This is a genomic window from Achromobacter agilis (assembly GCF_900496965.1).
GTDB classification, from domain to species: domain Bacteria; phylum Pseudomonadota; class Gammaproteobacteria; order Burkholderiales; family Burkholderiaceae_B; genus Achromobacter; species Achromobacter agilis.
The window spans coordinates 58965-84042 of the sequence record NZ_UFQB01000019.1 but is presented as its reverse complement, the minus strand read 5'-3'; the positions used below and the strand labels follow the sequence as shown (position 1 = coordinate 84042).

The 25078-nt window shown below is 67.8% G+C and carries 22 protein-coding genes; 5 read left to right on the top strand and 17 right to left on the bottom strand.

Going from position 1 to position 25078, the window contains the following annotated elements; genetic code table 11:
- Window positions 1-105: 105 nt before the first annotated feature.
- On the bottom strand, window positions 106-915 hold the full coding sequence (locus AGI3411_RS20735; protein ID WP_129529218.1) for an AraC family transcriptional regulator: 810 nt from the start codon (window positions 913-915) through the stop codon (window positions 106-108).
- A gap of 164 nt (window positions 916-1079) precedes the next feature.
- On the opposite strand from AGI3411_RS20735, the gene AGI3411_RS20730 reads away from it, so the two are divergent.
- Complete coding sequence (locus tag AGI3411_RS20730) at window positions 1080-2327, top strand: MFS transporter (protein ID WP_129529217.1); 1248 nt, start codon at window positions 1080-1082, stop codon at window positions 2325-2327.
- A 49-nt stretch (window positions 2328-2376) separates the two neighbouring features.
- Here the strand turns inward: AGI3411_RS20730 and pgaD are convergent, their stop codons facing one another.
- The 4 genes from pgaD to pgaA are packed head-to-tail and all read right to left on the bottom strand — an operon-like array spanning window position 2377 to window position 8630.
- Window positions 2377-2823 (bottom strand): poly-beta-1,6-N-acetyl-D-glucosamine biosynthesis protein PgaD, encoded by a 447-nt coding sequence (gene pgaD, locus AGI3411_RS20725; protein ID WP_129529216.1) that lies wholly within the window; start codon window positions 2821-2823, stop codon window positions 2377-2379.
- Window positions 2820-4157 (bottom strand): poly-beta-1,6-N-acetyl-D-glucosamine synthase, encoded by a 1338-nt coding sequence (gene pgaC, locus AGI3411_RS20720; protein WP_129529215.1) that lies wholly within the window; start codon window positions 4155-4157, stop codon window positions 2820-2822. Before pgaC ends, pgaD begins: the two co-directional genes overlap by 4 nt.
- Complete coding sequence (gene pgaB / locus AGI3411_RS20715; RefSeq protein ID WP_129529214.1) at window positions 4154-6190, bottom strand: poly-beta-1,6-N-acetyl-D-glucosamine N-deacetylase PgaB; 2037 nt, start codon at window positions 6188-6190, stop codon at window positions 4154-4156. The genes pgaC and pgaB overlap by 4 nt, the downstream gene beginning before the upstream one ends.
- 10 nt (window positions 6191-6200) lie before the next feature.
- On the bottom strand, window positions 6201-8630 hold the full coding sequence (pgaA, locus tag AGI3411_RS20710) for a poly-beta-1,6 N-acetyl-D-glucosamine export porin PgaA (RefSeq protein WP_244240405.1): 2430 nt from the start codon (window positions 8628-8630) through the stop codon (window positions 6201-6203).
- A gap of 537 nt (window positions 8631-9167) precedes the next feature.
- Here pgaA and AGI3411_RS20705 point away from each other — a divergent pair.
- The gene (locus AGI3411_RS20705; RefSeq protein WP_129529212.1) at window positions 9168-10403 is read left to right on the top strand and encodes a GGDEF domain-containing protein; all 1236 of its coding nucleotides are present in this window, start codon (window positions 9168-9170) and stop codon (window positions 10401-10403) included.
- Here the strand turns inward: AGI3411_RS20705 and AGI3411_RS20700 are convergent.
- From AGI3411_RS20700 to AGI3411_RS20690, 3 genes are all read right to left on the bottom strand, one after another.
- Entirely contained in the window at window positions 10393-12309 is a 1917-nt protein-coding gene (locus AGI3411_RS20700) for a S9 family peptidase (RefSeq protein ID WP_129529211.1), read from the bottom strand. The genes AGI3411_RS20705 and AGI3411_RS20700 overlap by 11 nt on opposite strands.
- A 107-nt stretch (window positions 12310-12416) precedes the next feature.
- Window positions 12417-13382: a Bug family tripartite tricarboxylate transporter substrate binding protein gene (locus tag AGI3411_RS20695; RefSeq protein WP_129529210.1), complete on the bottom strand. Its 966-nt coding sequence runs from the start codon at window positions 13380-13382 to the stop codon at window positions 12417-12419.
- A gap of 31 nt (window positions 13383-13413) precedes the next feature.
- Window positions 13414-15480 carry a metallophosphoesterase gene (locus AGI3411_RS20690; protein WP_129529209.1) on the bottom strand — a complete coding sequence of 689 codons (2067 nt, stop codon included), beginning with the start codon at window positions 15478-15480 and terminating at the stop codon, window positions 13414-13416.
- Window positions 15481-15590: 110 nt separating this feature from the next.
- Between AGI3411_RS20690 and AGI3411_RS20685 the strand changes: the two genes are divergently transcribed.
- Together AGI3411_RS20685 and AGI3411_RS20680 are read left to right on the top strand one after the other, a co-directional pair.
- Entirely contained in the window at window positions 15591-16406 is an 816-nt protein-coding gene (locus tag AGI3411_RS20685; RefSeq protein WP_129529208.1) for an IclR family transcriptional regulator, read from the top strand.
- A 68-nt stretch (window positions 16407-16474) separates the two neighbouring features.
- Window positions 16475-16930, top strand: a complete 456-nt coding sequence (locus AGI3411_RS20680; RefSeq protein ID WP_129529207.1) for a BPTD_2524 family lipoprotein — start codon at window positions 16475-16477, stop codon at window positions 16928-16930.
- 19 nt (window positions 16931-16949) lie between these two features.
- Here AGI3411_RS20680 and AGI3411_RS20675 read toward each other — a convergent pair whose 3' ends face one another.
- Window positions 16950-17372, bottom strand: a complete 423-nt coding sequence (locus tag AGI3411_RS20675) for a PaaI family thioesterase (protein WP_129529206.1) — start codon at window positions 17370-17372, stop codon at window positions 16950-16952.
- A 140-nt stretch (window positions 17373-17512) separates the two neighbouring features.
- On the opposite strand from AGI3411_RS20675, the gene dinB reads away from it, so the two are divergent.
- Window positions 17513-18592: a DNA polymerase IV gene (gene dinB, locus AGI3411_RS20670; RefSeq protein WP_129529205.1), complete on the top strand. Its 1080-nt coding sequence runs from the start codon at window positions 17513-17515 to the stop codon at window positions 18590-18592.
- 24 nt (window positions 18593-18616) lie between these two features.
- Here dinB and AGI3411_RS20665 read toward each other — a convergent pair whose 3' ends face one another.
- The 8 genes from AGI3411_RS20665 to AGI3411_RS20630 form a co-directional block, all read right to left on the bottom strand.
- On the bottom strand, window positions 18617-19078 hold the full coding sequence (locus tag AGI3411_RS20665; protein WP_129529204.1) for a GatB/YqeY domain-containing protein: 462 nt from the start codon (window positions 19076-19078) through the stop codon (window positions 18617-18619).
- Between the two features lie 99 nt (window positions 19079-19177).
- Window positions 19178-19618 (bottom strand): excinuclease, encoded by a 441-nt coding sequence (locus tag AGI3411_RS20660; protein ID WP_129529203.1) that lies wholly within the window; start codon window positions 19616-19618, stop codon window positions 19178-19180.
- A gap of 47 nt (window positions 19619-19665) precedes the next feature.
- A complete protein-coding gene (locus tag AGI3411_RS20655; RefSeq protein WP_129529202.1) occupies window positions 19666-20889 on the bottom strand; it encodes a beta-ketoacyl-ACP synthase in 1224 nt (407 codons plus the stop codon).
- Complete coding sequence (gene fabG, locus AGI3411_RS20650) at window positions 20889-21620, bottom strand: 3-oxoacyl-ACP reductase FabG (RefSeq protein WP_129529201.1); 732 nt, start codon at window positions 21618-21620, stop codon at window positions 20889-20891. Before fabG ends, AGI3411_RS20655 begins: the two co-directional genes overlap by 1 nt.
- Window positions 21617-22072 (bottom strand): hotdog family protein, encoded by a 456-nt coding sequence (locus tag AGI3411_RS20645; protein ID WP_129529200.1) that lies wholly within the window; start codon window positions 22070-22072, stop codon window positions 21617-21619. Before AGI3411_RS20645 ends, fabG begins: the two co-directional genes overlap by 4 nt.
- A complete protein-coding gene (locus tag AGI3411_RS20640) occupies window positions 22069-23268 on the bottom strand; it encodes a beta-ketoacyl-ACP synthase (protein ID WP_129529199.1) in 1200 nt (399 codons plus the stop codon). Before AGI3411_RS20640 ends, AGI3411_RS20645 begins: the two co-directional genes overlap by 4 nt.
- A complete protein-coding gene (locus tag AGI3411_RS20635) occupies window positions 23265-23831 on the bottom strand; it encodes a DUF3261 domain-containing protein (protein ID WP_244240404.1) in 567 nt (188 codons plus the stop codon). The genes AGI3411_RS20640 and AGI3411_RS20635 overlap by 4 nt, the downstream gene beginning before the upstream one ends.
- Complete coding sequence (locus AGI3411_RS20630) at window positions 23828-25075, bottom strand: NAD(P)/FAD-dependent oxidoreductase (RefSeq protein WP_129529198.1); 1248 nt, start codon at window positions 25073-25075, stop codon at window positions 23828-23830. Before AGI3411_RS20630 ends, AGI3411_RS20635 begins: the two co-directional genes overlap by 4 nt.
- Window positions 25076-25078: the final 3 nt, after the last annotated feature.

The following is a 25078-nucleotide window of genomic DNA, read 5'->3' as shown; positions in this document are numbered from 1 at the left end:
TATGCGCGGCGCGCTTTTGCCGCGCCGAATCCGCCCGCGCGCGGACTGAAATGTATTGCGCGCCGTGACAAACGGCAAGGCCGCTTGCCGTTTCCGGCCGCCCGGTCAGCCATTTGGGGCCGGCCGCAGGTAGCGGTGGGGCGGCGCGCCCAGCGCGCGGTGGAACATGGCCGAGAATGCGCTGGGGCTGCGGTAGCCCAGGTCGGAGGCGATCCGCGCGATGGGCTCGCCCAGGGACAGCCGGCACACGGCGTCCGCCAGCCGCACCTGCTGCACCCACTGGCGGTAGTTCAGGCCCAGTTCGGCCTGGAACAGCCGGATCAGGGTGCGGGCGCTGGCGCCGACCTCGCTGCCCCAGTCCTCGACGTTGCGTTGCAGGCCCGGCCGGTCCAGGATGGCGGTGCAGATGGTCTGCAGGCGGCGGTCGCGCGGCCAGGGGATCTGGATGGGCGCGACCCGGGCGGCGGACAGTTCGGACAGGACCAGGGCGGCGATCTGCTCGGCCCGGCCGCCCAGCGGATAGTCGATGGGTTCGGCCGTGAGCGCCAGGATCAGTTCCCGCAGCAGCCCGCTGACCTCGACCACCTGGCATTGCGGCCAGTAGCGCTCGGCGGCCTCGGCCTGGAGGTAGAGCGAGCGCATGGAGACGGCGCCCACCATGTCTACGCCATGCGGCACGCCGGCCGGCACCCAAAGCGCGCGCAGCGGGGGCAGGGCCCATAAGCCGCTGGGCGTGGTGACGCGCATGATCCCCTCGACGGCGTAGACCAGCTGGGCCCGGGGGTGGGAGTGGGTGCCCGTCTGGGCGCCGGCCGGAAATTCCTTGGCCATGGCCGTAACCGGGCGCGGCCGGTCCTGGTAGTCCTGCGCATTGATGCTGCGGGCGGGATCGGGCAGGGTGGGGAGCGAGGGCATGGGTGTCACTTCCGGCGTAAGGATGAGCGGGGCGCCAAAAGGGCGATATCCATATTTTGTCACTTGTACGACGAAAATTGGCAGTTCGGCCCGGCCCTGGATTCCTACACTGTCCACAGGTCCCGGCGCGGTGCCGGGCAGGCCCCTCCTTATCGTCCGAAACCATGAACTCCGCCCAGAATCCCGCCGCCGTTGCCGACGGCAATCCTGCCGCATCCCCGGCCCCGGCCGCCGCCTCGGATCCGTCTACCGCCTTCAAGGTGCTGGGCGCGATCAGCGTGGCGCACCTGATGAACGACATGATCCAGTCGATTCTGTTGGCCATCTACCCCATGTTGAAGGATTCGTTCAGCCTGTCGTTCGCGCAGATCGGGCTGATCACGCTGGTGTACCAGCTGGCGGCGTCGCTGCTGCAGCCCTTCATCGGGTTCTACACCGACCGCAACCCCAAGCCGTATTCGCTGCCGGTGGGCATGGGCTTCACCCTGGTGGGGCTGCTGATGCTGTCGGTCGCGCCGTCGTTCGGCTGGCTGCTGGTGGCCGCGGTGCTGGTGGGCACGGGCTCGTCGGTGTTCCACCCGGAGTCGTCGCGCGTGGCGCGGATGGCGTCGGGCGGGCGCCATGGGCTGGCGCAGTCCCTGTTCCAGGTGGGCGGCAACGTCGGGTCGGCGCTGGGGCCGCTGCTGGCCGCGCTGTTCATCATCCCGCACGGCCAGCGCAGCGTGGCGTGGTTCTCGCTGGCGGCGTTGTTCGGCATCGTGGTGCTGACCGGCATCGGGCGCTGGTACAGCGCCAACCGCGTCAGGCTCAAGCCGCGGGCGCGGCGCGAAGGGGCCGGCAACGGGCTGTCGCGCAGGCAGGTGCTGGGCGCCCTGGCCGTGCTGGGCGTGCTGGTGTTCTCCAAGTATTTCTACCTGGCCAGCCTGAACAGCTACTTCACCTTCTATCTGATCGACAAGTTCGCTTTGTCGGTGCGGGAGGCGCAGCTCTACCTGTTCCTGTTCCTGGCCGCGGTGGCGGTGGGCACGGTGGTAGGCGGCCCCGTCGGCGACCGCATCGGCCGCAAGATCGTGATCTGGGTATCGATCCTGGGCGTGGCGCCGTTCACGCTGCTGCTGCCGCATGCGAACCTGTTCTGGACCGGCGTGCTGGTCGTGATCATCGGCATGGTGCTTGCCTCGGCCTTCTCGGCCATCGTGGTCTATGCGCAGGAACTGGTGCCGGGCAAGGTGGGCATGATCGCCGGCCTGTTCTTCGGCTTCGCCTTCGGCATGGGCGGCGTGGGCGCGGCGGCGCTGGGCAAGCTGGCGGACGCCACGAGCATCGGCTACGTATACCAGGTTTGCGCCTATCTGCCCTTGATGGGCGTGGTGGCGATCCTGCTGCCGAACGTGGAGAAGGCGCGGGCCTGAGCCGGGCGCGCGCGGGCGGCGCCGCGCCCGCGCGGTTTGATGGTTGCGGTCAGGCTGTCCGCAAGGCGCTTAGCAGCGGGCTGCGGCTTTCGATCCCGGTGATCTCTCCTTCCGGCCCGTGATGGATGACGGCGGAGCGGGCGGACCGCAAGTGCGACAGCTGCGCCGGCGTGAGGGCGAAGCTGATCGCCAGCCGGCGGTCGCTCAACGGCTTGATCGGCTTGCGGCGGTCCTTGCCGGAAAAGCGGAGATGGTTGTAGACCGCCCACGCCACCAGCACGGCGGCGTTGGCCGCCGCGAGCAGCGCGTAGCCCGACAGCGTGCGCATGGTGGGCACAAAGGCCGGCCACGGCGCCAGGCCGGGGCCCTCCGCCGCGTCGCGCACGATGGCCAGGATGCCCGCGCCGAACAGGTAGACGAACGCGAACCAGCCGACGGCCGTCAGGACGAGGTCGAACAGGTAGCCCGCGCGGGAGCGTTGCGTGGTGATGATCATGATGCGTCCGGTGATTTGATGCCCCGGTCCGGGCTGGTCCAGCGCGCGCGCCGGGCCTGCTTGCGGAGCATGACTTTGGGGAAACTGACCAGGGTGGTGAACAGGCTCACCATCCAGAAGGCCAGCGGATACCAGATGACCCAGTACAGGGCGCGCGGCAGGCCGGGCTCGTAGCGGCGGTCGATCAGGATGCTGACGACGAATTGCAGCAGGCACACCACCGCCAGCATCATGCCGGTGAAGGCGGGCGGCATCAGGCTGGCGATGTGCATGTTGTTGGGCAGGCTGACCACTTGGCTGACCGCCCAGAGCAGCACCGAGATGCCGAAGGCGAAGGCCCAGGCGGTGGACAGGCAGAATTCCGCCACCAGCGGCCACAGGCGGCGATGGCGCCAGCTCCAGATGGAGCGCAGGTTCTTCAGGAAAACCTCGGCGCCGCCCTGCGCCCAACGCAGCCGCTGCTTCCACAGTCCGCGCAGGGTTTCGGGCATCAGGATCCAGCACAGGCCGCGCGGCTCGTAGAAGATCGACCAGTGGTCGCGCTGCAGCTTCCAGCTGATGTCGATGTCCTCGGTGATCATGTCCAGGCTCCAGTAGCCCACGCGGTCCAGCGCCGCGCGCCGGAACGCGGCGACCACGCCGGACACCGTGAACACCTGGCCATAGACGCGCTGCGTGCGCTTGATCAAGCCGATGATCGAGGAGAATTCCCCCACCTGGATCCGGCCGATCATCGTCGACCGGGTGCGGATGCGCGGGTTGCCGGTGACCGCGCCCACGCGCGGATTGTCGATCAGCGGCGCCACGAGGTAGGCGGCCGCGTCCGGATCCAGCATCGCGTCGCCGTCGATGCAGACCAGATATTCGCTGCGCGCCGCCAGCGCGCCCATGCGCAGCGCCATGGCCTTGCCCTGGTTCTGCGCCAGGTGCACCACGCGCAGCCGGCCGTGCCGCGCCGCCATGCGGTCCAGCATGTCGGCCGTGCCGTCCGTGGAGCCGTCATTGATGGCGATGACCTCGATGTGCGGGTAGTTCTGGGCCAGCGCGGCCAGCAGCGTATCTTCGCCATGGTCGGCTTCGTTGAAGCAGGGCACCAGGATCGACACGAGCGGATTGCCCGCGAGCGCCGGCGGCTCGCGGTCCTTGCCCCATTTCCAGTGCCGTTCCCAATGCCACCAGAAGTAGAGGCCGCCGGCCATCCACATGCCGGACATGAACAGGGGGTAGAAGAATACGAAGCCCAGCAGCGCTTCGCCGGTCAGCATCAGGGTGAAGCCGAAAGGCGCGCCGAGCATCGCGCAAAGAATAATCAGGGCGATCAGGCGGTCTATCATCGGATGGGGTACCAGGCGTCGGAGATGGCGGGCCGGATGCCTTGCAGCCGGGGCTGGTCTTGCGAGAAATCGTCGGGGTAGTAGCCGAAGCTGCGGGCGCCGCGCAACTGGAGCCGCGCCATCCAGCCCGCAAGCACGGCCGTGTCGATGGGCGTGGATTCGGGCCGGCCGGGGCCGGTGCGCCAGTCGCGCGCCTGCAGTTCGAACACCGTCCTGTCTAGCGCGCCGGGACGCCGCGCGACCGCGTCGACCAGCCGGTCCAGCCAGGCGTGTTCCTGCGCCTCGGGCACGTTTTCCATGCGCGGCATCGCCATGGGGGCGGTCCAGTCGTAGGCGCCCAGGAAGTCGTCCAGGTTCTGCGCGAACCAGGTCTCGCTGCCGGGATTCAGGATGGCCTCCGCGTAGAGGTTGCGGGCCGTCTTGACCTGCGGGCCGCGCACGGCGCGCACGCGTCCGGCCAGCTCGGCCGTGAAATCGACCAGGGCGCGGCTTTTCAGGCGAGTCCAGCGTTGCAGCGTGTCAGGGTCCGCGCGCAACTCGGCGATCGAGCCGGGCAGGCCGGCCTTGCGGTAGGCCGCCAGGGCGCCGGGGCTGGCGTCCTCGAAGTCGCTCAGCAGGGCATCGTCATGGAACAGCACGCCGTCGAAAAGCGTGTAGCGTGCAAGGTCCTCGTACAGATCGCCGATGCGCTGCCGCGCCACCGGATCGAAAGGCGAAAGACGCAGGTACTGGTCGGGGTCCGGCGCGGGCGCGGCGTCGGGATGCGCGGGGTCCCAGCGCGTGACGCGGGCGATGGCGGGGTCGAGGTCGACCGCCAGCACCGGCATCCAGGCATAGACGCTTACATGCGCGCGGTTCTGCAACTGCCACGAGACGCGGTTGAACAGGTCGGCGCGCATCGGCAGCCAGCGGTTGGGGAAATAGACCGACCGGACCAGCCCGTCGGCCTCGGGATCCGCGAACGCCTGCAGGAACACCGTGTTGATCTGCATGTCCACGATGCGCTGCACCAGCTCGCCCAGGTTGCGATCGGCCTGGGCCGGGTCCGGATCGTAGACATAGTCCAGGTCCACGTGCGCGACGCGCATCATGGGCAGGGCCTCCATGCCGGCGACGCTATCGGCGAAGGCGCGCAGCTGCGGGTCGTTGGACAGCAGCAGCCGCGGCGTCGACATCAGGCGGGACACCCGGCTCGGGCCATCTTCCAGCGTGAGGGCCATCTGGTAGCCGTGTTCGCCCGCGATCTTCAGCGTAGAACCGCCTTCCGCGCCGTAGGGCCACACCCAGACGCGCGGGGCACGGCCGGTGGCGCTGCGGATTTTTTCGGTGATGGCGGCGACGTCGCGCCCCATGCGGGCCTGGAATTGCTCCTCCGATTCGTACTGGCGATTGCGGCCGTCGTAGACGCGGATGGCGGCCGCCGGCTCGGTGTTGCCTTGCGGATTGGCCAGCGCGCCATAGTGGGAGGCATCCGTATGCGCGGCGATCTCCACCAGGCCCGAACGCGAGATCTCACGGACCTCGTTCCAGTCGAGAAAGCGGTCGCGCGGTTGCGGGCTGCCGCCGAAGTCCACCTGCCTGTTCGCGGGCGTGTCCATCCACATGCCTACCGGCGCTAGCAGGGCCGGCCAGCGGTAGGCTTTCAGGATGGGCAGGACGCGGGTGTGGAAGCTGCGGTAGCCGTCGTCGAAGCTCAGCAGCACGGCGCGGTCGGGCAAAGGCTTGCCGCCGTTGCGCGCTTCCAGGATCTGGTCCACGGACACGGCCTGGTAGCCGTTCTCGCGCAGCCAGGCCAACTGGTCAACGAGGCGGTCGGTGCGCACGCTGAGAAAGCCCTGGTCGGGATCTTCATCTTCGACGTCGTGGTAGGCCAGGGCCAGGAACTGGCCGGATACCCAGGGCTGGTCGACGGGCGCGGCGGCCCGTTCGGCCGGCGGCGTATAGCGGGGAATGTCTTTCGCGCAGGCCGTCAGGAACAGGATCAGCAGCAACAGCAAGCCTGCCAGAAGAATGCGGGTATGGGTTTTAAGCATGGAAACGGTCTCAGAAGCGGTAGGCGAGGTCGAACACGATGCGCAGTTCGCGCTCGCGGTCGCCGTCGTACGGGCGGCTGATGCCGGTGATCATCGCGCCCATGTCGAGGACGTCGTTGGCGCGATAGCGCTGGCCGTAACCCAGGGCGATTACGCCGCCGGTGCCGTAGTCCCGCTGCGAATACGCGCCCGCGCCGACCGTGCCGATCTGCTCCCAGGCGGTCTCGTAGCGGCGGTACAGCGTGTGCGTCAGCCGCAGGCTGGGCAGCAGCATCAGGTCGGCGCGCGGATTGAAGTAGGGCACGTCGCTGCCGCCGCTATTGCGCTGCGTGGAGATGTCGAACTCCAGGTCGGCCTTCAGGTGCGGCGTGGTGTAGACGCGTTCGCGCCCGCTCAGGCCGAGCGACCAGCGGTTGTTGCCGTCGCTGAAATGCGAGGGCGACAGCGCCAGCGTCCACTCGCGGCGTTCATTGGCGCGCCAGCGCACGAACCCGGACAGGCTGTTGGACGAGATCCCGCTGGCCAGCGCGCGCAGCGGCGTTTCACGCGATATCCGCTCGGCGGAGCCACCCACCTGCCAGTGATCGTCCACGTCGTAGGCGGCGCTCAGGCGCAGCCCCGGCTTGACGCCATGGCCGTAGTCGTGCGTGGAGACCTCGCCTTCGACGGTGAGGTCGCGGTCGCGCCACTGCGCGCCGGTGCGCACCCAGCGGTAGGTGCCGCGGCCTTCCTCGAAGTCGCCGGCCGCATAGCCGCCGCCGCCGAAGACACGCCAGTTGTAGTCCAGCGGCTTTGAGTACAGCACGGCATCGATGCCGAAGTCGCCGCTGCCGGAAACCGGACTGTCGGACGCCAGGCCGCGATAGCCGTTGATCTGGAGTTCGGCCTTGTTGTGAACTTCCCACTGCCGGGCCAGCCGGCGCGACACCAAGTCTTCGGGCGCGCGCGCGAGCGTGTCCTGGCTCAGCGCTTCGGCCTGGCGCCATTCCTGCAATTCGAGCGCGCCGAAGCCCTGGCCGTTTTCCACGCCCAGGCTGCGAGGCGTCAGCGTTTCCGCCATTTTCAGCGTGCGTTCCGACGCGCGGGGCAGCGAGCGCGCCCGGTACGTTGCGGCGAGCTGTGCGAGCAGGGTGGAGTTGTTGGGCGCCTCGCGCACCATGTCTTCCAGGCTGCGCTGGGCGGTCTCCGTGTCGTCGGCCAGCAGGCTGGCGGAGGCGTCGGTCTGCAGGCGTTCCAGCTTCAGGTCGTTCGGGATGCGGCTGGGCTGGCCCCTGACGTAGACCCACTCCGGATAGCCGTCGCGCGTGGCCGTCAGCGTGTCGGAGGCATCCTCGAACGCCTCGGCCTCGACCAGGGAGTAGTACAGGCCGGTTTCGTTGCTCAGGCGGTCCACGGGATCATCGTCGCGCGTGGCGCCATCCGCGGCGACCTGCCGGTAGAGGTCGCGGGCCTTTTCGGGCTCGCGCAGATACAGGTAGGCCGATGCGACGTCGTTCAGGGCGTAGCGGGGCACGTCAACGCCTTCCGCGCGCAGCGCCTCGTATTCGCGCACGAGATCCGCCATGCGCACGCGGGCATGCAGGGCGTGGAGGCGGTCGATGCGCGCGCGCAGCACGTCGCCGCGGGCGGCCTCGCCCAATTCGCGCCAGGCGGGAATCAGTTCGTCATAGCGGGCCAGCGCGCGGTCGGCGATGATGAAACGTTCGGCCTCGCTGCGGGTGGGCATGGAGGCCAGGCGCACTTGCTGGGCCACGGCATCGGCTTCGAAGCGCCGCATGTCGGCGGCATCGAACAGGCCGGGATGTTCGGCGGCTCGTGAGAGCGCTTCGCCGGGTAGGCGGGCGCGCTGCAGCGCGTAGATGTATTCGCGCTGGACGTAGGGCGCGCTGGGGGCGATGTCCAGGGCCTGGTCGGTCTGGTGCAGGGCGTCGAAAGGGCGGCCCTGGCGGGCGTGGACGTAGCCGAGCGCCAGGCGGGCATCGGCGTTGCGGGGCTGGCGTGCGACCCATCGCTCGCCAGCCGTCAGCGCGGCTTGCGCCTGGCCCGCATCGGCCAGCGTCATGATTTCGCCGGCCTGGAAAGCCGCCTGCCCTGGATGGCCGCGCAGGCCCGCGCGATAGGCGGCCAGGGCCTCGGGCCAGCGTTGCAGGTCGCGGTAGGCGCGCGCCGCGGCCAATTGGACGTCGGCGGGCGGCGTGGCGCCGGCCGGCAGCGTTTCGTAGGCGGCCGCCGCTTCGGCGGGCCGGCCGGCCCAGCCGGCGATGAGGATGCGGTCTTGAATGGCCCGCTGGCTGGCGGTCGGGCCTTGTTGCCGCAGCATGACCAGCGCGGGTTCGTATTCGCCGGCGCGCGCGCGGGCGATCAGGCTGTCGTAATCATTGCCGGGGCTGGCCAGGGCCAGGGCGGGCGCCAGGGCGGCGCAGGCGGCAAGCAGGCTCAAGCCTGTCAAGCCGGCCGTGGCATTGCAGGGCGATAGCGGCCGGTTGGCGGCTATCCCCGCGGATCTTCCTTTGCATGGCATCTGTAGTACTTCCGCAGTGCGACTAAGGGCGTTCGCGACCTCCATCGGACATGCCCGGGCAAGTGCGAGCGACCGGCGTGACGGCCGGACGCCGCGCGGGCGCGAGGCGTCGGCGACGGAGGTGGAAACATGGGTTTTGGTTGCGCGGCGCCCGCTGCGGGGACCTTCGCACTCGCGCAATGGGAGTGCATGGCTAGTACGCGCCACGCCCGTGGGGCGTGATCGCGGCGCTCTTGCGGCGCCGTCAATAGACCGAACTTTAGGTGCTTTCAGGAAAATTAACTGTCAATTAGTGCAAAGGAAGCGCGCGCGAGGCCAGCCTTGGCGTATTCTTCATTGCCTAGTAACAAAACGCATCAGTAATGCTGAGATGTAACTTGCCCCGCTGCGCGGACCGAGAACAACGGCAATTCCGAGCGACGGCGAATGCCCAGAAGGCGTTGGCCGATAAGAACCATGACAACTTCCTTATTCTTCCTGATGTGGGGCCTGGCCACGGCACTGGCATTGCCATTGCTCGTGCCTTTCCACGCCCGCGGTCTGGGAGGCATTAAGGCGTTCACGGCGGCCAATGCGCTGGCGGTGGTGTCGCTGCTGGCTTATGCAACGTCCCAGATGCTGCCGCCGGGCGTCTACGTCATCGTGTCGAACGCCGCCTGGGTCAGCGCGCTCAGCCTGGCCTACATCGGCGTGCGGCAATTTTTCGGCATGCGTCCGCATATCCGGCGCGCGGCCGTCCTGGGGGCGCTCTTCGTCCTGGCATTCGCGCTGATGCTGTACGGCCAGGACGATCTGCGCGGGCGCATGCTGCTGTTCTCGGGTTTTACCTGCGCGGCCGCTCTGGCCACGGGACGGGTGATTTTCCGGCAGCGCCGGCGGCTGCAGACCCGCGGCGTGATGCTGTATCTGATGCTGGCGATTTTCGGGCTGGCGGCGCTGCATGCGTTGCGCATCGCGGTCTATACCGTCGGCGGCGAGGCGCCCGCGTCGCTGCTGGAACCATCGCCGTGGGGGCTGTTCTTCATCGTTTGCGGGACGGTCACCGTGCCGGCGCTATTCCTGGCGCTGCTGCTGCTGGTGCAGACGAGCCTGTCCGAGCAGATGCAGGCCGCGCTGACTTTCGACAGCCTGACGCGGGCCTATTCGCGGCGCAGCATCCTGGACGAGCTCGATCGTGAACTGCGGCGCTGCAAGCGCGCCGGCGGCAAGCTGGCCGTGCTGGTGCTGGATATCGACCATTTCAAGTCCATCAACGACCGCCACGGCCATGCGGGGGGCGACACCGCGCTGCGCCACTACGCGCAGGTCGTGCAGCGGGCCGTCCGGACCAGCGACCGCTTCGGCAGGCTGGGCGGCGAGGAGTTCGCGCTGCTGATGTACGACTGCGATCCCGCGCACGCGCTGGTGCAGGCGCAGCGCGTCTGCGATGCCTTGCGCGACGCGCCCCTGTTCCTGCATGGCGTCGAAGTTCCGATGACCACCAGCGGCGGTCTGGCGGTGTATCAGCCGGGCGATACCGCCGACGGCATCCTGGCCCGCGCCGACGCGGCGCTGTACCGCGCCAAGCAGCAGGGCCGTGACCGCGTGGAGCTGGCGTGGGCCGGGCGCGCCCCGGGCCGCGCGCAGCCGGCCGGCCCAGCGGAGGCGGCAGGCGCCGCCGCTGCCGGGCAGGGCGTGGAGTCTACGGCTTGAGGTGTTCCGTCAGGAACTTTTCCATGGCTTCGTAGAACTCGAACTTGTTCTCGTCGTTGTGGAAGCCGTGGCCTTCGTTGTCCTTGACCATGTATTCGACCTCGACGCCGCGCGCCCTGAGCGCCTGGACCATCTGGTCGCTTTCGTCCTTGTTCACGCGCGGGTCTTTGGCGCCCTGCGCCACGAACAGCGGCGTTTTGATCCTGTCCGCGTGCAGGGCGGGCGAGGTCGCCGCCAGGCGGTCGCGGTCGCGTTCGGGGTCGCCCACCATGTCGTACATCTTGTCCAGCATGGGCTTCCAGTACGGCGGGATGGACTTCATGAACGTGAACAGGTTCGAGACGCCCACGTAGTCGACCGCCGCCGCGTAGAGGTCGGGCGTGAACGCGACGCCCGCCAGCGTGGCGTAGCCGCCGTAGCTCGCGCCGTAGATCCCGATGCGCTTGGGATCGGCGACGCCTTGCTGCACCAGCCACTGGACGCCGTCCGTGATGTCGTCCTGCATCTTCAGGCCCCATTGCCCGAAGCTGGCTTCCCAGAAGGCGCGGCCATAGCCGGTCGAGCCGCGGAAATTCATTTGCAGCACGCAAAAACCGCGGTTGGCCAGGAACTGTATCTCGGGGTTATAGCCCCAGCTGTCGCGCGCCCACGGGCCGCCATGCGGGTTCACGATGCAAGGCAGGTTCGTGGCGGCGCGGCCGGCGGGCAGCGTCAGGTAGCCGTGGACCGTCAGGCCGTCGCGCGTCTGGTAGCTGATCGGCTGCACGCGGGACATGTCCGCTTCCGGGATGGCCGGGTTGATGTCGGCCAGCTTGGTCAGCGTGTCGGCGGCGGCGTCGTAGATATAGCGCGAGCCAGGGGTGCGGTCGTTGTAGGCGGCGACGATGAATTTGTTCTCGTCGCGGTTGGCGCCCTGGATGGCGAATTCATAACCCGCGAGTTTGGCCGACAGCTTCTTGAACAGCGTCTCGGTTTCCGCGTCGAAGAACCGGTACTGCGGTTTGTCGGTCTGGTAGGCGGCTAGGGTCAGCACGCGGCGCTTGCGGGAGTAGGCCGCGGCGTCCAGGTCCACGGTGTCGGGGGTGAAGATCTCTTCTTCGGCCTCGGGGCTGGCCGGGTCGACGACCACCAGCGCCAGCTTGTCGCGCCCGCGGTTGGAGAGGGCGTAGAGTTTCTTGTCGTCGAAGGTGAAGAACGCCGGGCTGACGCTGGTCCGGTAGTCGGTGGTGATCAGCGGACGGAATTCGGACGCTTCGTCGTCGCGGTAAAGCAGGGTGGTGTTCAAGCCGTCGCTGGTGACCGCCGCGCGCACCTTGCCGGCGTGATCCGTCTGCCAGCCGACGATGTTGCCCGGATTCTGCGCCACCAGCACGCCGGCGCCGGTATGCACGTTGACGCGGTAGACGTCGAAGACCTCCGGGTCGCGCTGGTTGTGGCTGATGAGGACGTGGTCGGGGTCGTCTTCGAGGTCGTCCTCGATGCCGGCGCGCACGCCCTCGTAGGGCGTCAGGTCGGTGATCTTGCCGGTCTTGGCGTTGACCGCCAGCACGTGGAAGTTCTCGTCGCCGCCGAAGTCCTTCTGGTAGAGCACCACGTCGGCGCCTTTCCAGAAGAAGTTGCTGATGTCGCGCGCGGTTTCGCTGGTCAGCTGGCGCGGTTCTCCTATCGGCGTGCTGCCCTGCAGCGGCTGCACGTAGATGTTCATTCGGGCCGGGTTGCCGTCCACGCTGGTGGGCTGCATGAAGCCCAGCGTCTTGCCGTCATCGGCGAGCCGGAAGAAACCGCGTTCCGGGTTGCGGAAAAAATCCTTCAGGGGATAGGCGCGGGGCGGCTGCGCGGCGCTGGCGCCCAGCGATGCGCCAACGATGCTGGCGGCCAGGACGGTGCGCTTCAGGAATGAGAACAAGGGGGACCTCCGAGGTTGCTGCGGCCGCGGGCAGGGCCGGCTGCCGGTTGGTCCACCGATAATGCCATAGCGGCGCCGGCAGTGTCGAACCGCCGGCGCGGCGCGCGCTATTGCGGCTCCAGCCCCGCCGCCTTGATGATGCCGGCGTACTTCGTCATCTCCGTGCCGATGAAGGCCTTGAAGTCCTGGGGCGACTTGTACGAGATGGCCAGCCCCTGGCCCTCCAGCTTCTCCCGGACGTCGGCGGCCTGCAGCGCCTGGGCGACGTCCGCCGAGATGCGCTCCACCAGGGCGGGCGGCATGCCGGCGGGGCCGAACAGGCCGAACCAGTTGGAAATGTCGAAATTGTCCAGACCGACTTCCTTGGCCGTGGGCGTGCCGGGCAGGATGTCCTGGCGCCGGGGGCCGGCGACGAACAGCGGATGCAGCTTGCCGGCGTTGATGTGGCTGATGATGGCGGGCGCGGTGGCGAAGAAGATGTCGATCTGGCCTCCTACCAGGTCGGCGACGGCCAAGGCCGTGCCGCGGTACGGCACGTGCATCAGGTTCATGCCCGAGCGCACGCGCAGCAGTTCGCCCGCCAGGTGCTGCTGGCCGCCCGTGCCGGGCGATCCGAAGACGAGCGAGGCCTGCGCCGCCTTGGTCTTCATCTCGGCATAGCTGTCGACCGGCAGTTTGGGGCCGCTCACCAGGATCAGCGGCGCATCGGCGACGAGGGCGATGGGCTGCAAATCCTTCAAGGGGTCGTAGCGCATCTGTTTATAGACGAGCTTGTTGATGGACACTTCGGGCGTATAGGCCAACAGCAGGGTGTAACCGTCGGGCTTGGCGCCTACGACCTGCTCGGCGCCGATCATTCCGCTCGCGCCCGAGCGGTTCTCGACGATGACCTGCTGCCCCCACTTGGCCGTCAGCTTCGCGGCCATGACGCGGGCGATCACGTCGGTCGCGCCGCCGGGCGTGTAGGCCACGATCAGGCGCACGGGCTTGTCGGGAAACGTCTGCGCCTGGGCGAACAGGGGAAGGCAGGCAGCGGCCAGCATTCCCGCGATTTTCATTCCGATTCGAAGCATGCGATGACTCCTGGCGATAGAGAAGTTGAAATCAGGCGCGGTGGATGAGCAGCAGCGCGTGGCCCGGCCGGCCCTGGCGGGTGTATTCGGCCCGGGCCTCCTCGCCTTCCACCGCCTCCTGGGAGAGCAGGTCGATGACGCGCTTGCAGGGAGCGGCCCAGGCGTGGCGCTGCACGGCGGGCGCGGGGCCATAGGCAAGTTCGTATTCCTGACCGCCGGTGCGGAAACGGCAGAGGCGCGAACCGGCCGGACCGTCCATCCGCTCGACCGAGGCCGCGCCCGGAATGTCGAACACGGCGTTCAGGGCGGCCAGCGCCACGCCCGCGGGCCGGGGATCGTAGCGGCGGTTGATCAGGCCGTTGCGCGGGAAGTAGCCCCGGTCCACGTCCATGAACGTGTCGAAGGAGTAGGTCACCGCGTCCGAGGCCCGCGAAGCCAGGAAGGCTTCGGCGACCAGGGCGGCGATGGCGGCATCGTCCGTGTTCGCCGAGGCGAGGCGGTCGGCCAGCTTCACTCCCACGTTCACGGCCATGCCCCAGGCCCGGGCCCGTTCCGCCAGTTCGCGATGCGTGGCGATGAGGTCCGATCCCCAGTCCAGGCGGACGGTGATGCCGTCGATGTGTTGTTGCTCCAGGTGCGCAACCAGGGCGGACTGCCCGGCCTCCAGTTCGGCGGCGCGCAGCCCCGTATTGACGAAATGGCTGTAATGCTTGCCGTCGAAGTGCGCATCGTCCGCGCCGGTCCGGATCTTGCCGTAGATGAGTCGGGCGGAAGTATGGTTGCGCAGCTGTCTGAGCGCGGGGCCCGCGTCCTGGAGCGCCTGCGCGTTCAGGTTGATCTCGATGGCGGCGATGGCGATGCCATGCTCGCGCGCCCTGTCCAGCAACTTCGTGTCCGGTATCCCGAGCGACGTCAGGACGAAACGGTGCCCCACGTCGGTCATGAGGCGGGCCCGGCGCAGGGTCTTGTCGTCATGCAGGTCCTGCGTGGGGATCTTGAGCGTGCGCAACCCCATTTCCCACATGGCCATGAGCGGGTAGTCGTTGCGGGCGAGCTTGCGGCCGAACTCCTGCACGCCGCCGGTGCAGGGAATTTCGACGATCTCGGCCCAGGGGTGCCGCAGCTCGACGGCGATGCCCTCGCTGGCCGCCGTCTTGGTGTGGACGGTGGGCAAGGCGCGGGCCGGGGCCTCGCCGCTGGCGGTTTCGCCGCGCATGGCGCCGTGGGTGCGGATCAGCTTGGCCACGTGCCCGCGCTCGTGCACGTCGACGATGAAATAGCCGAATTTCTCGACGTCGCCGCGGCCGAATTCGTCGGCCGGCGGCACGCGGTAGAACTCGGAGTAGTCGTGCCGCAGGAAGGCGGTGGACGGCAGCATGTACATCTCGGCGCCGCCGATGACGTCATACCAGAAATTGTGGACGTGACCGGCGAAGATGGCCTCTACCTTGGGATTCTCCAGGCGCGACAGGAGCCAGCCGCGGCCGGGTTCGTCGATATTGTCGTACGAACCGCGCTCCTGCGCGTCGTGCAGGTAAGGCGGGTAATGCAGCGACACGAACACGCGGCCGCCGGCGCCGGCGATCTGCTCGTCGATCCAGGCGCGCTGCGCGCCATCCGTCTCCAAGCCCGAATTGAACAGCAGCGCGTTGACGAACAGAAAGCGGACTCCGCCATGATCCATGGCGTAGTAATCGGGCCCGAAGACCTCGCGGTACTTGTCCAGGTAGCTGTCGCAGACGATGTCGGCCGGCATCCAGTCGATGCGCTTGTCGCCGACGTCGTGGTTGCCGGGGACCAGGTGCAGTGGTATGTCGATCTGGCTCGCGATGGCCTTGAAGCGGCGCGCCGCCTCGTCGAACGACGGCATGCCCGGCACCGGATGGACGATGTCGCCCAGGTGGATGGCGAACGCCGGGGCGGGGTTCAGGCGGGCGATATCGGCGAAAACGTGCCGGGCCCGGGCATTGGCCCGCGCATTGGTGGCGAACGGCGAGGCGCAAGTGTCCTCGGATTCGTTGACGTGCGTGTCCGCGACGACGGCGAAGCTGAACAGGCGGGCGCCCAGCGGCTGCCTGGAGAACTGCGGTTCGGTCATGATTGCTGCCTTTTCAATTTCAATAAATGGAATTAAAATATAACTATTGAACGGAAAGTTTGTATTTCGGCAGGCGATATACTGTCAATGCTCCGGAACCCTAGGTCGATATGCACTCGAAAACGCCGCTTCATTACGAACTCGAATCCCGCGCGTCGCTGGAAGCGCACCCGCGGTTCGCGTCCACGCTTTCCAACGGGCTGGACGTGCTCAAGTGTTTTTCAGCGTCCGAGCCGCTGCTGGGAAACAAGGAAATTTCCGAAATGCTGGGCCTGACGCGCCCGACGGTGTCCAGGCTGACGTTCACGCTGGTGGGGCTGGGCTACCTGCGCCGCGACGAGCGCACCGGCAAGTACTCGCTGGGGCCCGCCGTGCTGACGCTGGGCTATCCCTTGCTGGTGCACCTGACCCTGCGCCAGCTGGCGGCGCACGACATGGTCGAACTGGCGCGTTACGCCAGGGGGCCGGTCTCCATGGCGATCCGGGACCGCCTGCAGGTGGTCTACGTGGAAACCGTCCAGGACGGCGCGTCGAACGCGTCGCGTCCGGACATCGGTTCGGCGCGTCCCTTGTTGCGCACGGCCACGGGCCGCGCCTTGCTGTATGCCCAGACCGCCGACGAACGCAAGCTCATCTGCGGCCGGCTGGCGGAGGAATTCCCCGAGGAATGGGAGCGTTTCGGCCCGGCGCTGCAACCCGCCTACGATGAAATCGACCAGCACGGCTTCTGCGTGGTCAGCAAGGACTGGCGCGCCGAACTATGCGGCATCGCCACCCCGATGCGCTATCGTTCCAACGATCTGCCGCTGGCGTTCAACGTGACGATCCCGGCCGACGGCCTGGACGAAAAGTACGTGTACGAAACCCTCGGCCCGCGCCTGAGGACCCTGGTCAAGAACCTCGAGTACCGCATCGGGATCCTGTGAGCGGCCCAGCCGCCGATCGCTCCGGGCCGATATGCGGGATAATCGCGGGCACTGATTTGGAGATACACATGTACAGGAAACTGGTCGCGGCATCGGCGCTGGCTCTGGGCCTGGCGGGATGCTCGATAGGCATTTCGCAGAACGGCTCGTCCCCGCACAGCGAGTTCAAGGCGCCGGTGGCATTCAAGGATGCCTATGCGACGGCGATCCGGCAATCCCGGGATTGCCTGCGCAGCACGGACAACGCCTACCGCGTGGTGGCCGACCTGAACGAAAGCGCGCAGTCCGGCGTGGTGCAGGTGCTGGCGCCCTTCAGCAACAACGAAATGTCGCGCGTCGAACTGAAGGCGGCCGGCGCCAAGAGCACGGACGTGCGCATCGTCATGTGGGGCCAGGGCACCTGGGACCCGGCGGCCATGCGCGCCATGCAGGACGCCGTCTATTACGGCCTGGTGTCGTGCAGCAGCTATATGCCGCTGGATCCGCGCCCCCAGGTCAAGCCTTCGCGCGACCTGCCGGACTGAGCCGGGGACGCCGGACGCGTCAATCGCCGCCCGGACGGCGGCGGATGATCTTGAACGTGGCGGTGGCGCGCGCGACCAGTTCGCCGTCGGCGCGCCGCACGTCGCCTTCGCAGAACGCGATGGAGGCGCCGCGGCGCAGGCAGCGCGCCTCGATGGTCAGGTCGCCCGTGCCAGGAGACAGGAACGACGTGTTCATGTCGATGGTGGCCATGCCTTCCAGTCCGTCGGGCGAACCGCGGGCGGCGGCGCTGAGCGTGAAGTCCAGCACGCTCATCAGCGTGCCGCCGTGCACGTCGCCGCGGCTGTTGGTGAGGTCCTGCCGCCAGGGCAGGGTGGTGCGGGCGTAGCCTTGCTCGATGTGCTCGGGTACCAGGCCGATGAAATGCATGAAGGGAATGGTGAGGCCGAAATAATCGGTCTGGGCAGTTGCGGGTGCAGTCATGGAACCGTTATGGACGGGAAGGGATAGCGGGTTGTCGCCGGTCATAATATATGTTTTTGCCACGGGATTTCAGGCGATGACAGGCCATGGAGGCCGCCGCGCCCAGGTGGGACGGCGGACGGGCGCGGCGCGGAGGCGCCATGTCTGAGGCGCGCAAGATCGTGCATGTGGACATGGACGCGTTCTACGCGTCCGTGGAGCAGCGCGACAACCCGGACCTGCGCGGCAAGCCGGTGGTGGTGGCCTGGACCGGCCCGCGCTCGGTCGTCTGCGCCGCCTCGTACGAGGCGCGGCGCTTCGGCATCCATTCGGCCATGTCCGCGGCGCGCGCCGAACGGCTTTGTCCGCACGCCATCTACGTGCCGCCCGATTTCAACCGCTACCGCGAGGCGTCGCGCCAGGTCCGGCAGATTTTTTCCCGCCACACCGACCTGATCGAACCGCTGTCGCTGGACGAGGCCTATCTGGACGTTACCATCAACAAATGCGGGCTGCCTTCGGCCACCGAGGTCGCTCAGGTCATCCGCCACCAGATCCGCGAAGAAACCGGCCTGACCGCGTCGGCGGGCGTGGCGCCCAATAAGTTCCTGGCCAAGATCGCGTCCGACTGGAACAAGCCGGACGGCCTGTTCGTGGTCCGCCCCGGCAAGGTGCTGGCCTTCCTGCAGCCCTTGCCCGTGCGCAAGGTGCCGGGCGTGGGCAAGGTCACGCAGGCGCGCCTGGAGCAATTGGGCATCCATACGGTGGGCGACCTGGCCACGCACAGCGCCCAGGAGCTCGAGCATTACTTCGGCCGCTACGGCCGGCGCCTGTACGAATTGGCGCGCGGCATCGACGAGCGCGAAGTGCAGACCGACGCGCCGTTGCAGCAGGTGTCGGCGGAGACCACTTTCTCGCAGGACGTCCGCCTGGACGGGCTGGGCGAGGCCATCGACCGCATGGCGCAGAAGGTATGGGATCAGGCGCTGAAGAAGGGCGCGCTGGGCCGCACCGTGGTGCTCAAGCTGAAGACCGACCGCTTCCGCATCCTGACGCGCAGCCAGACCAGCCCGAACCCGCCCGGGTCTGCGGTGGAGCTTGCCGCGGTTGCGAGGCTGCTGTGCGAACGCGTGGAACTGCCGCCAGAGACGCTTTACCGGCTGGCGGGAGTGGGAATGAGCAATTTCGCCGACCCGGCGGAGCTGTCGCGCCAGCCGGATCTGTTCGGCGGCGCGTTCTGAGGCCGCGCCCGGGCCGCAGGGCGATCAGGCCAGGCGGGCCTTCACTTGTTGCGACAGCGCCGTCATGTCGGCGCGGCCAGCCAGGGACTGCTTGAGCAGGGCCATGACCTTGCCCATGGCGGGCGCGCCGGTCACGCCTTGCGCGGCCACTTCCGCCATCGCGGCGTCGATGGCGGCGGAGACTTCTTCCGGCGTGGCGGCCTTGGGCAGGAATTCCTGCAGCACGACCACTTCGGCTTTTTCCTGCTCGGCGGTTTCCGTGCGGCCGGCCTGTTCGAACGCGGCGATGGATTCGCGGCGCTGCTTTACCTGCTTTTCGATGATGGCGGTGATCTCGGCGTCGGTCAGGTCGCGGCGTTCGTCCACTTCCTTCTGCTTGACGGCGGCCAGGAGGAAACGCAGCGTGGCCAGGCGCTCGGTGGCCTTGGCGCGCATCGCTTCCTTGACGGAATCGGAGAGGCGGGTCTTGAGCGTAGCTGTGCTCATGGGTGAACCTTTTGTGGTGTTGCGGCAAACAAAGAGTGTAAACCGGCGGCCGGCGATCCGCCCCGGGGCGGTCGCGAAACCGGGCTGCCGGGCCCGTACCTACTTGACCTTGGCCAGGTCGCCGCGCAGCGCGACGCCCGCGACTACGGCGCCCGCATGGCACTCGTAGTCGGTCTTGCTGCTGTATTCGTTTTTGCGATAGTAGCTAACGATGTTGGTGACCGCGTTGGCGCCCGCCTTTTTCGCTGCTTCGTGCAGCGCGATGACGGCGGATTGGGCAACCCACAGGCAAGCCTCTTCGTCTTTCTTCGCGAATGCGTTGGTCTTGCGGTTCGTGACGACATCCGCCTGCAGTACCCGTCCCTTCGGGCCCGTGCCTGCCAGATAGAAGCTGACGCTGCCATCGATCTTGCCGGCGGCCAGCGCCGCTTCGACCGCAGGCTTGAGCGGCAGGTGGACGGTGCGATCCGCGGCGGCGGCCTGGGCGGAGCAGGCGAGCGACAGGGCCAGGGTGCCAAACAGCTTGTAAGACAGGTTCATGGTGGAAGGTCCGATAGCGAAACGGGAGAGGCAACGTGCCGCGGAAATCAGCTCCAGCGGCGGAAAATCAGCGACGTATTGATTCCGCCGAAGGCGAAGTTGTTGTTCATGACATATTCATTGTTCATGCGGCGGCCTTCGCACAGATAGTCGAGCTCGCCGCAGCGGGGGTCGACGTTGCGCAGATTCAGCGTGGGGGCGTACCAGTCGCGGTTGAGCATTTCGATACTGAACCACGACTCCAGCACGCCGCAGGCGCCCAGGGTATGGCCGAGATAGCTTTTCTGCGAGCTGATCGGCATGCGGCTGCCGAACAGGCTGTGGGTCGCCTGCGTCTCGGCGATGTCGCCCTGTTCGGTCGCGGTGCCGTGGCCATTGACGTAGCCGATGGCTTGCGGCGGCAGGTTGGCGTCCGCCAGCGCTAATTCCATGGCGATGCGCATCGTCTTCGCTTCCGGGCGGGTGATGTGCGTGCCGTCCGAATTGCTGCCGAAACCGACGATTTCCGCATGGATGCGCGCGCCTCGCGCCAATGCATGGTCCAGCGATTCCAGGACCAGCATGCCGCCTCCCTCGCCGATGACCAGGCCGTCGCGGTCGCGGTCGTAGGGGCGGGGGGTGAGCTCGGGGGTGTCGTTCTTCTGGCTGGTTGCATAGAGCGCGTCGAACACCAGGGCTTCGCTTGCGCAGAGCTCTTCCGAGCCGCCGGCCAGCATCAGGTCCTGGCGCCCGTAGCGGATGGCCTCGTAGGCGTAGCCGATGCCCTGGCTGCCGGAGGTGCAGGCGCTGGACGTCGGAATGATGCGTCCCTTCAGTTCGAAGAAAATGCCCACATTGGCCGCGGTCGTGTGCGGCATCATGCGGACGTACGAGTTGGCGTTCAGGTCGTCCGTGACGCCATTGAGCAGCATGTTGCCGAACGCACGGATTTCCGCCGTGCTGCCCACGGACGAGCCGCAGGCCACGCCCATGCGCCCGTCCGCGATGCAGGGCTCACCCAGCAGGGCGGCATCGGCCAGGGCCATTTCCGCGGCCCGCACCGCCAATTGGGAGACGCGCCCCATGCTGCGCAGTTGCTTGCGGGTCCAGTGGGCGGGAGGCTGGAAGTTGTCGATGGGACCCGCCAGCCGGGTGTTCAGTTCGGTATAGCGCGACCAGTCCGGCATGGTCCGGATGGCGCTTCGGCCCGATTGCAGCGCTTCCTGCACGGTGGCCCAGTCGGACCCGAGTGCGCTGATGCCGGCCATGCCGGTAATGACGACGCGCTTCATCAGCACAGCCCCCCGTTTACGCCAATGACCTGGCGCGTAATGTAGGCGGCGCCCGGGGACATCAGGAAGACAACGGCGGCCGCCACTTCCTCGGGACGCCCCATCCGCTGCGCGGGCACTGCCTTCAGGATGTCTTCGACCGGCACGTGTTCATCCAGCATGTCGGTATCGATCAATCCGGGCGCGACGCAGTTCACGGTGATCTGGCGCTTGGCCAGCTCGACCGCCAGCGCCTTGGCCGCGCCGATGAGGCCGGCCTTGGAAGCGCTGTAATTCACCTGGCCGCGATTGCCGATGATGCCGGAGACGGACGCCATGCAGACGACGCGGCCCGGCGCGCGGCGGCGGATCATGGGCATGGCCAATGGGTTGAGCACGTTATAGAAGCCGTCCAGGTTGGTGCGCAGCACGGCGTCCCAGTCGTCACCGGTCAAGGCGGGGAACGCGCCGTCGCGTGTCAGGCCGGCATTGAGGACGACGCCGTAATAGGCGCCGTGCCCGTCGATATCGGCCTGCAGCGCGGCCGCGCACTGCTGGCGGTCCGCGACGTCGAATTGCAGGATGCGCGCCTGCCGGCCTCGCGCCTGGATTTCGGTTTGCACGGCTTCTGCCTGGCCGCGTTGCTGGCGGCAGTGCAGCACCAGATCATGGCCGGCGTCCGCCAGCGCCAGCGCAATCGCGCGGCCGATGCCGCGGCTCGAGCCGGTTACGAGGATAGGGGCAGCGCTCATTCGGGTGACTCTTCCTGGATAAAGGCGGTGGGGTCTTGGGGCTGGTAGACATTCAGCCGAGCCTGAGCAAGCAGGCGGACTTCATCATGCAGTTCGCATTCGAAGATGCTTATGCCGCTGGCGTCGGCCAGTCCGCGGCACACATGGATGGTAAGGCGGGCGCCGGCCGGCAGCGTATCCGCATGGCTTTCATAGCGGCGCGTGCCGAGGAGAAAGCCCAGTTTGACGGGGTCGCCTGCCTGGCGGGCCTGGCAACCGGCCCAGGCGCCCACGGCTTGCGCCATGAGTTCCATGCCCAGCCAGGGCGGCAGCGAGCCGTCGGGCAGGGAGTAGGGGCCCGGCCTGACGACGGCGGCCGCGCAGAGGCTGTCTGCATCATAGCTGCGGACTTCGTCGATCAGGATCATGTCGCCGGCGTGCGGCAGCAGGCTGGCGATGGGCCACGGGGTCATTGCTGCGCTCCGAAAATCAGGCTGACGTTGTTGCCGCCGAACGCGAAGGAGTTGCTCATGGCCATGCGCGGCCGGCCCCGCGCGTAGCGATGGGCCGGCGTGCTGAAATCGAGCGCGGGCAGTTCCGGATCCGGCACGCCATCCCAGACATGGCGGATCAACTGCCCGCCGGCATTGCTGGAAGACAGCGTTGCCCAGGCCAGCGCGGCCTCCAGCGCGCCGGCCGCGCCCAGCGCGTGGCCGGTGAGCGCCTTGGTCGAGGCGCAGGGCACGCCCTGCGGGAATACGGCGTGCATCGCATGGCTTTCCATGGCGTCGTTATGGACCGTGCCGGTGCCGTGCAGATTGACCCAGCCGATCTGGCCGGCGTCGACGCCGGCCGATTCCAGGGCGGCGAGCATGGCTTGGCGCGCGCCGGCTCCGGTGGGCTCGGGCGCCGACATGTGCCAGGCGTCGGAACTGGCGCCGCCGCCGAGAAATGCGACGGAGCGGGCGTCGGCCGGTTCGCGTTCCATCAGGAACAGAACGCCGGCCTCCCCGATATTGATGCCGCGCCGGTTGGCCGAGAACGGCAGGCAGAGCGTGTCGTCTATCGCTTCCAGCGTGGCGAAGCCGTTGATGGTGAGGCGGCAGAGGGTGTCCGCGCCGCCGCAGACCACGGCGTCGCAAAGGTTCAGTTCGAGCAGGCGACGGGCCGACAGCAGCGCGCGGGCGCTGGAGGTGCAGGCCGTAGACAGGGTATAGGCCGGCCCGCGTATTCCCAGCCAGTCCGCGAAGAATGCGGTGGGTGAGGACAGGACCTGGCGGCGGTAGTCGTAGTTGCCGGGCCAGGCGCCGCGCGCCGCCAGCTCGCGGAAGGCGGGGGCGTTGTTGTTGACGCCGGACGTGCTGGTGCCCAGCACCACGGCGACGCGGGCGGGGCCATAGCGCGCCACGGCGCCGCGCAATTGCGGTTCGATCTGCAATGCGGCAGCCAGCAGCAATTGATTGTTGCGGCTATGGTGGTGCGCCGGCAAGGTCTCGGCGATGGCGGGCAGGGCGCCGGCATAGTCGCCCAGCGTCAGGTCGCGGCCATGGACCCAGCCGGTCCGGGCGCGCATGCCCGAGATGTCGCCGGCGAATGCGGCCTGCACAACGGCGTCCATGCCCGAGCCCAGCGCGCAGACGACGCCAGGCGTGGCCAGCCAGGTGGTCATGGCTGCTCCTTCAACGGCGAAATCCGCCAGGTGATGCCATCCGAGCCAACGATGGCGAATGTGTCGGCCTGGGCGGCTTGCGGCCAGCGCACGGTCCAGCGCGGACGGCCGTGTTCCAGCAGTTCGCGCTCTTGCGTGCCGCCCTCGCGGCGCGCTCGCCAGTTGCCCGCGCCATAGGCGGCATCCAGCTCAGCCTCGGGCGTCCAGGCGAAGATCAGGGCGGCGAACAGGTTGCGGGCCTGGCCGTTCGGCCGCAGGAACCCGTCGTTGCGCCATTGGCCGTGCTCAAGCATCTGGCGGGCCTGAGGCACGCCCATGGGATCGAACAGAGACCAGCGCAAGGCCGCGCCTTCGCGCTGCACCACCAGCAGCGTGTCCAGCGACGGCTGGCCGGCCGAAACCTGTACGACATGGAGCTGACGGGGCAGCGAAAAAACCGCATCGCGGCCGGGCACCGGCGGCGCGCCGGCGCAGCCTGCCAGCGCGGCCAGCAGCGCCGCCGCGCCGATGGCGCGGCGGACGGCCGGCACGGAGAACCGGGCGGTTGCGATGAGACGCTTCATGCGGGCATCGGCGGCGCTTCGGCGCCGCGGCAAAGTTCGCTCAGCATGCGCAGGCGGCGCTGCGGACTGGCGACGAAGGGGTTGTTCTGGTCCCAGGCGTAGCCCGCCAGGATGGAACTGATCATGCGGCGGATTTCAGGCTGCGCGTGTTCGTAGAAAACCACGTCCTGGAATTCTCCCGTGTACCAGCCTTGCACATAGGCGCGGAACGTTTCGACGCCCACCATGAGCGGATCCGCGAATTCGGTTTGCCAATCGACGTCGGCGCCGGTCAGTTGGCGATGCAGCGCGTCGGCCGCAAGTTTGGAGGAGCGCAGGGCGATCGTGACGCCGGAGGAAAACACGGGGTCCAGGAACTCGGCCGCGTTGCCTAGCAGCGCATAGCCGGGGCCGTGCAGCCGCTCCACGCTGGCCGAGTAGCCGCCGATCGTGTTCGCGGGCGTGTCCCAGACTGCGTTCTTCAGGATGCGCTTCAGGTTCGGCGCGGCATCCGCCAGCGCGCGCAGCGTGGCCATCTGGTCTTCCCCCGGGCCGCCGATGAGGTTTTCGCCGCCCACGACGCCGAACGAGCAGCGGCCGTTGGAGAAGGGGATCAGCCAATACCAGATGCCGCGCGCTTCGGGATGCACGGTGATCAGGATCTTCTCGCGATCGAAACCGGCGTCATCGATGCGATCCTCGATATGGGTGAAGATGGCTTTGCGCGGGGGCATCGAGGAGGGGCGTTCGAGATTCAACAGACGCGCCAGCACGCGTCCGTAGCCGCTGGCGTCGAGCACGAACCGGCTCTTGACCTGGTACGGCTGCCCGTCCGCGCCGCACACCTCGAGCAATGGGCCGTCGCCGCCGAATTCGGCCGCGGTCACTTCCTGCAGATAGCGCACCTCCACGCCTTGGCGCGCGGCGTCGTCGGCCAGCACCTTGTCGAAGTGCGCGCGCTGCACCTGGAACGTGGTGCCGGGGCCAGGGGTGAATTTGTCGCGGAAGTCGAAGAATGTGTAGCTGTCGCCGCAGGCGAACGCGGCGCCGTTCTTGACCTGGAATCCAGCAGCCTGGACGGCGGGCAGCATGCCTGCTTCCTCCACGAATTCCAGGCAGTGGGCAAGCAGGCTCTCGCCGATCGAAAAGCGGGGGAACTGCTGCCGTTCCAGCATCAGGACGTCATGTCCTTGGCGCTTCAACAGGGCGGCGGCAACCGCGCCGGCAGGTCCTGCCCCAATTACCACGACTTCCCGATGTTCCATTTT

What these genes read in the sequence shown, in the direction of transcription:
- AGI3411_RS20675 (WP_129529206.1), bottom strand. Translation starts at nt 17,372, where the DNA reads ATGACTGCACCCGCAACTGCCCAGACCGATTATTTCGGCCTCACCATT.
- AGI3411_RS20630 (WP_129529198.1), bottom strand. Translation starts at nt 25,075, where the DNA reads ATGGAACATCGGGAAGTCGTGGTAATTGGGGCAGGACCTGCCGGCGCG.
- AGI3411_RS20690 (WP_129529209.1), bottom strand. Translation starts at nt 15,480, where the DNA reads ATGACCGAACCGCAGTTCTCCAGGCAGCCGCTGGGCGCCCGCCTGTTC.
- AGI3411_RS20655 (WP_129529202.1), bottom strand. Translation starts at nt 20,889, where the DNA reads ATGAAGCGCGTCGTCATTACCGGCATGGCCGGCATCAGCGCACTCGGG.
- AGI3411_RS20705 (WP_129529212.1), top strand. Translation starts at nt 9,168, where the DNA reads ATGACAACTTCCTTATTCTTCCTGATGTGGGGCCTGGCCACGGCACTG.
- dinB (WP_129529205.1), top strand. Translation starts at nt 17,513, where the DNA reads ATGTCTGAGGCGCGCAAGATCGTGCATGTGGACATGGACGCGTTCTAC.
- AGI3411_RS20635 (WP_244240404.1), bottom strand. Translation starts at nt 23,831, where the DNA reads ATGAAGCGTCTCATCGCAACCGCCCGGTTCTCCGTGCCGGCCGTCCGC.
- AGI3411_RS20680 (WP_129529207.1), top strand. Translation starts at nt 16,475, where the DNA reads ATGTACAGGAAACTGGTCGCGGCATCGGCGCTGGCTCTGGGCCTGGCG.
- pgaC (WP_129529215.1), bottom strand. Translation starts at nt 4,157, where the DNA reads ATGATAGACCGCCTGATCGCCCTGATTATTCTTTGCGCGATGCTCGGC.
- AGI3411_RS20695 (WP_129529210.1), bottom strand. Translation starts at nt 13,382, where the DNA reads ATGCTTCGAATCGGAATGAAAATCGCGGGAATGCTGGCCGCTGCCTGC.
- AGI3411_RS20730 (WP_129529217.1), top strand. Translation starts at nt 1,080, where the DNA reads ATGAACTCCGCCCAGAATCCCGCCGCCGTTGCCGACGGCAATCCTGCC.
- AGI3411_RS20735 (WP_129529218.1), bottom strand. Translation starts at nt 915, where the DNA reads ATGCCCTCGCTCCCCACCCTGCCCGATCCCGCCCGCAGCATCAATGCG.
- AGI3411_RS20640 (WP_129529199.1), bottom strand. Translation starts at nt 23,268, where the DNA reads ATGACCACCTGGCTGGCCACGCCTGGCGTCGTCTGCGCGCTGGGCTCG.
- pgaB (WP_129529214.1), bottom strand. Translation starts at nt 6,190, where the DNA reads ATGCTTAAAACCCATACCCGCATTCTTCTGGCAGGCTTGCTGTTGCTG.
- AGI3411_RS20660 (WP_129529203.1), bottom strand. Translation starts at nt 19,618, where the DNA reads ATGAACCTGTCTTACAAGCTGTTTGGCACCCTGGCCCTGTCGCTCGCC.
- AGI3411_RS20665 (WP_129529204.1), bottom strand. Translation starts at nt 19,078, where the DNA reads ATGAGCACAGCTACGCTCAAGACCCGCCTCTCCGATTCCGTCAAGGAA.
- AGI3411_RS20685 (WP_129529208.1), top strand. Translation starts at nt 15,591, where the DNA reads ATGCACTCGAAAACGCCGCTTCATTACGAACTCGAATCCCGCGCGTCG.
- AGI3411_RS20645 (WP_129529200.1), bottom strand. Translation starts at nt 22,072, where the DNA reads ATGACCCCGTGGCCCATCGCCAGCCTGCTGCCGCACGCCGGCGACATG.
- fabG (WP_129529201.1), bottom strand. Translation starts at nt 21,620, where the DNA reads ATGAGCGCTGCCCCTATCCTCGTAACCGGCTCGAGCCGCGGCATCGGC.
- pgaD (WP_129529216.1), bottom strand. Translation starts at nt 2,823, where the DNA reads ATGATCATCACCACGCAACGCTCCCGCGCGGGCTACCTGTTCGACCTC.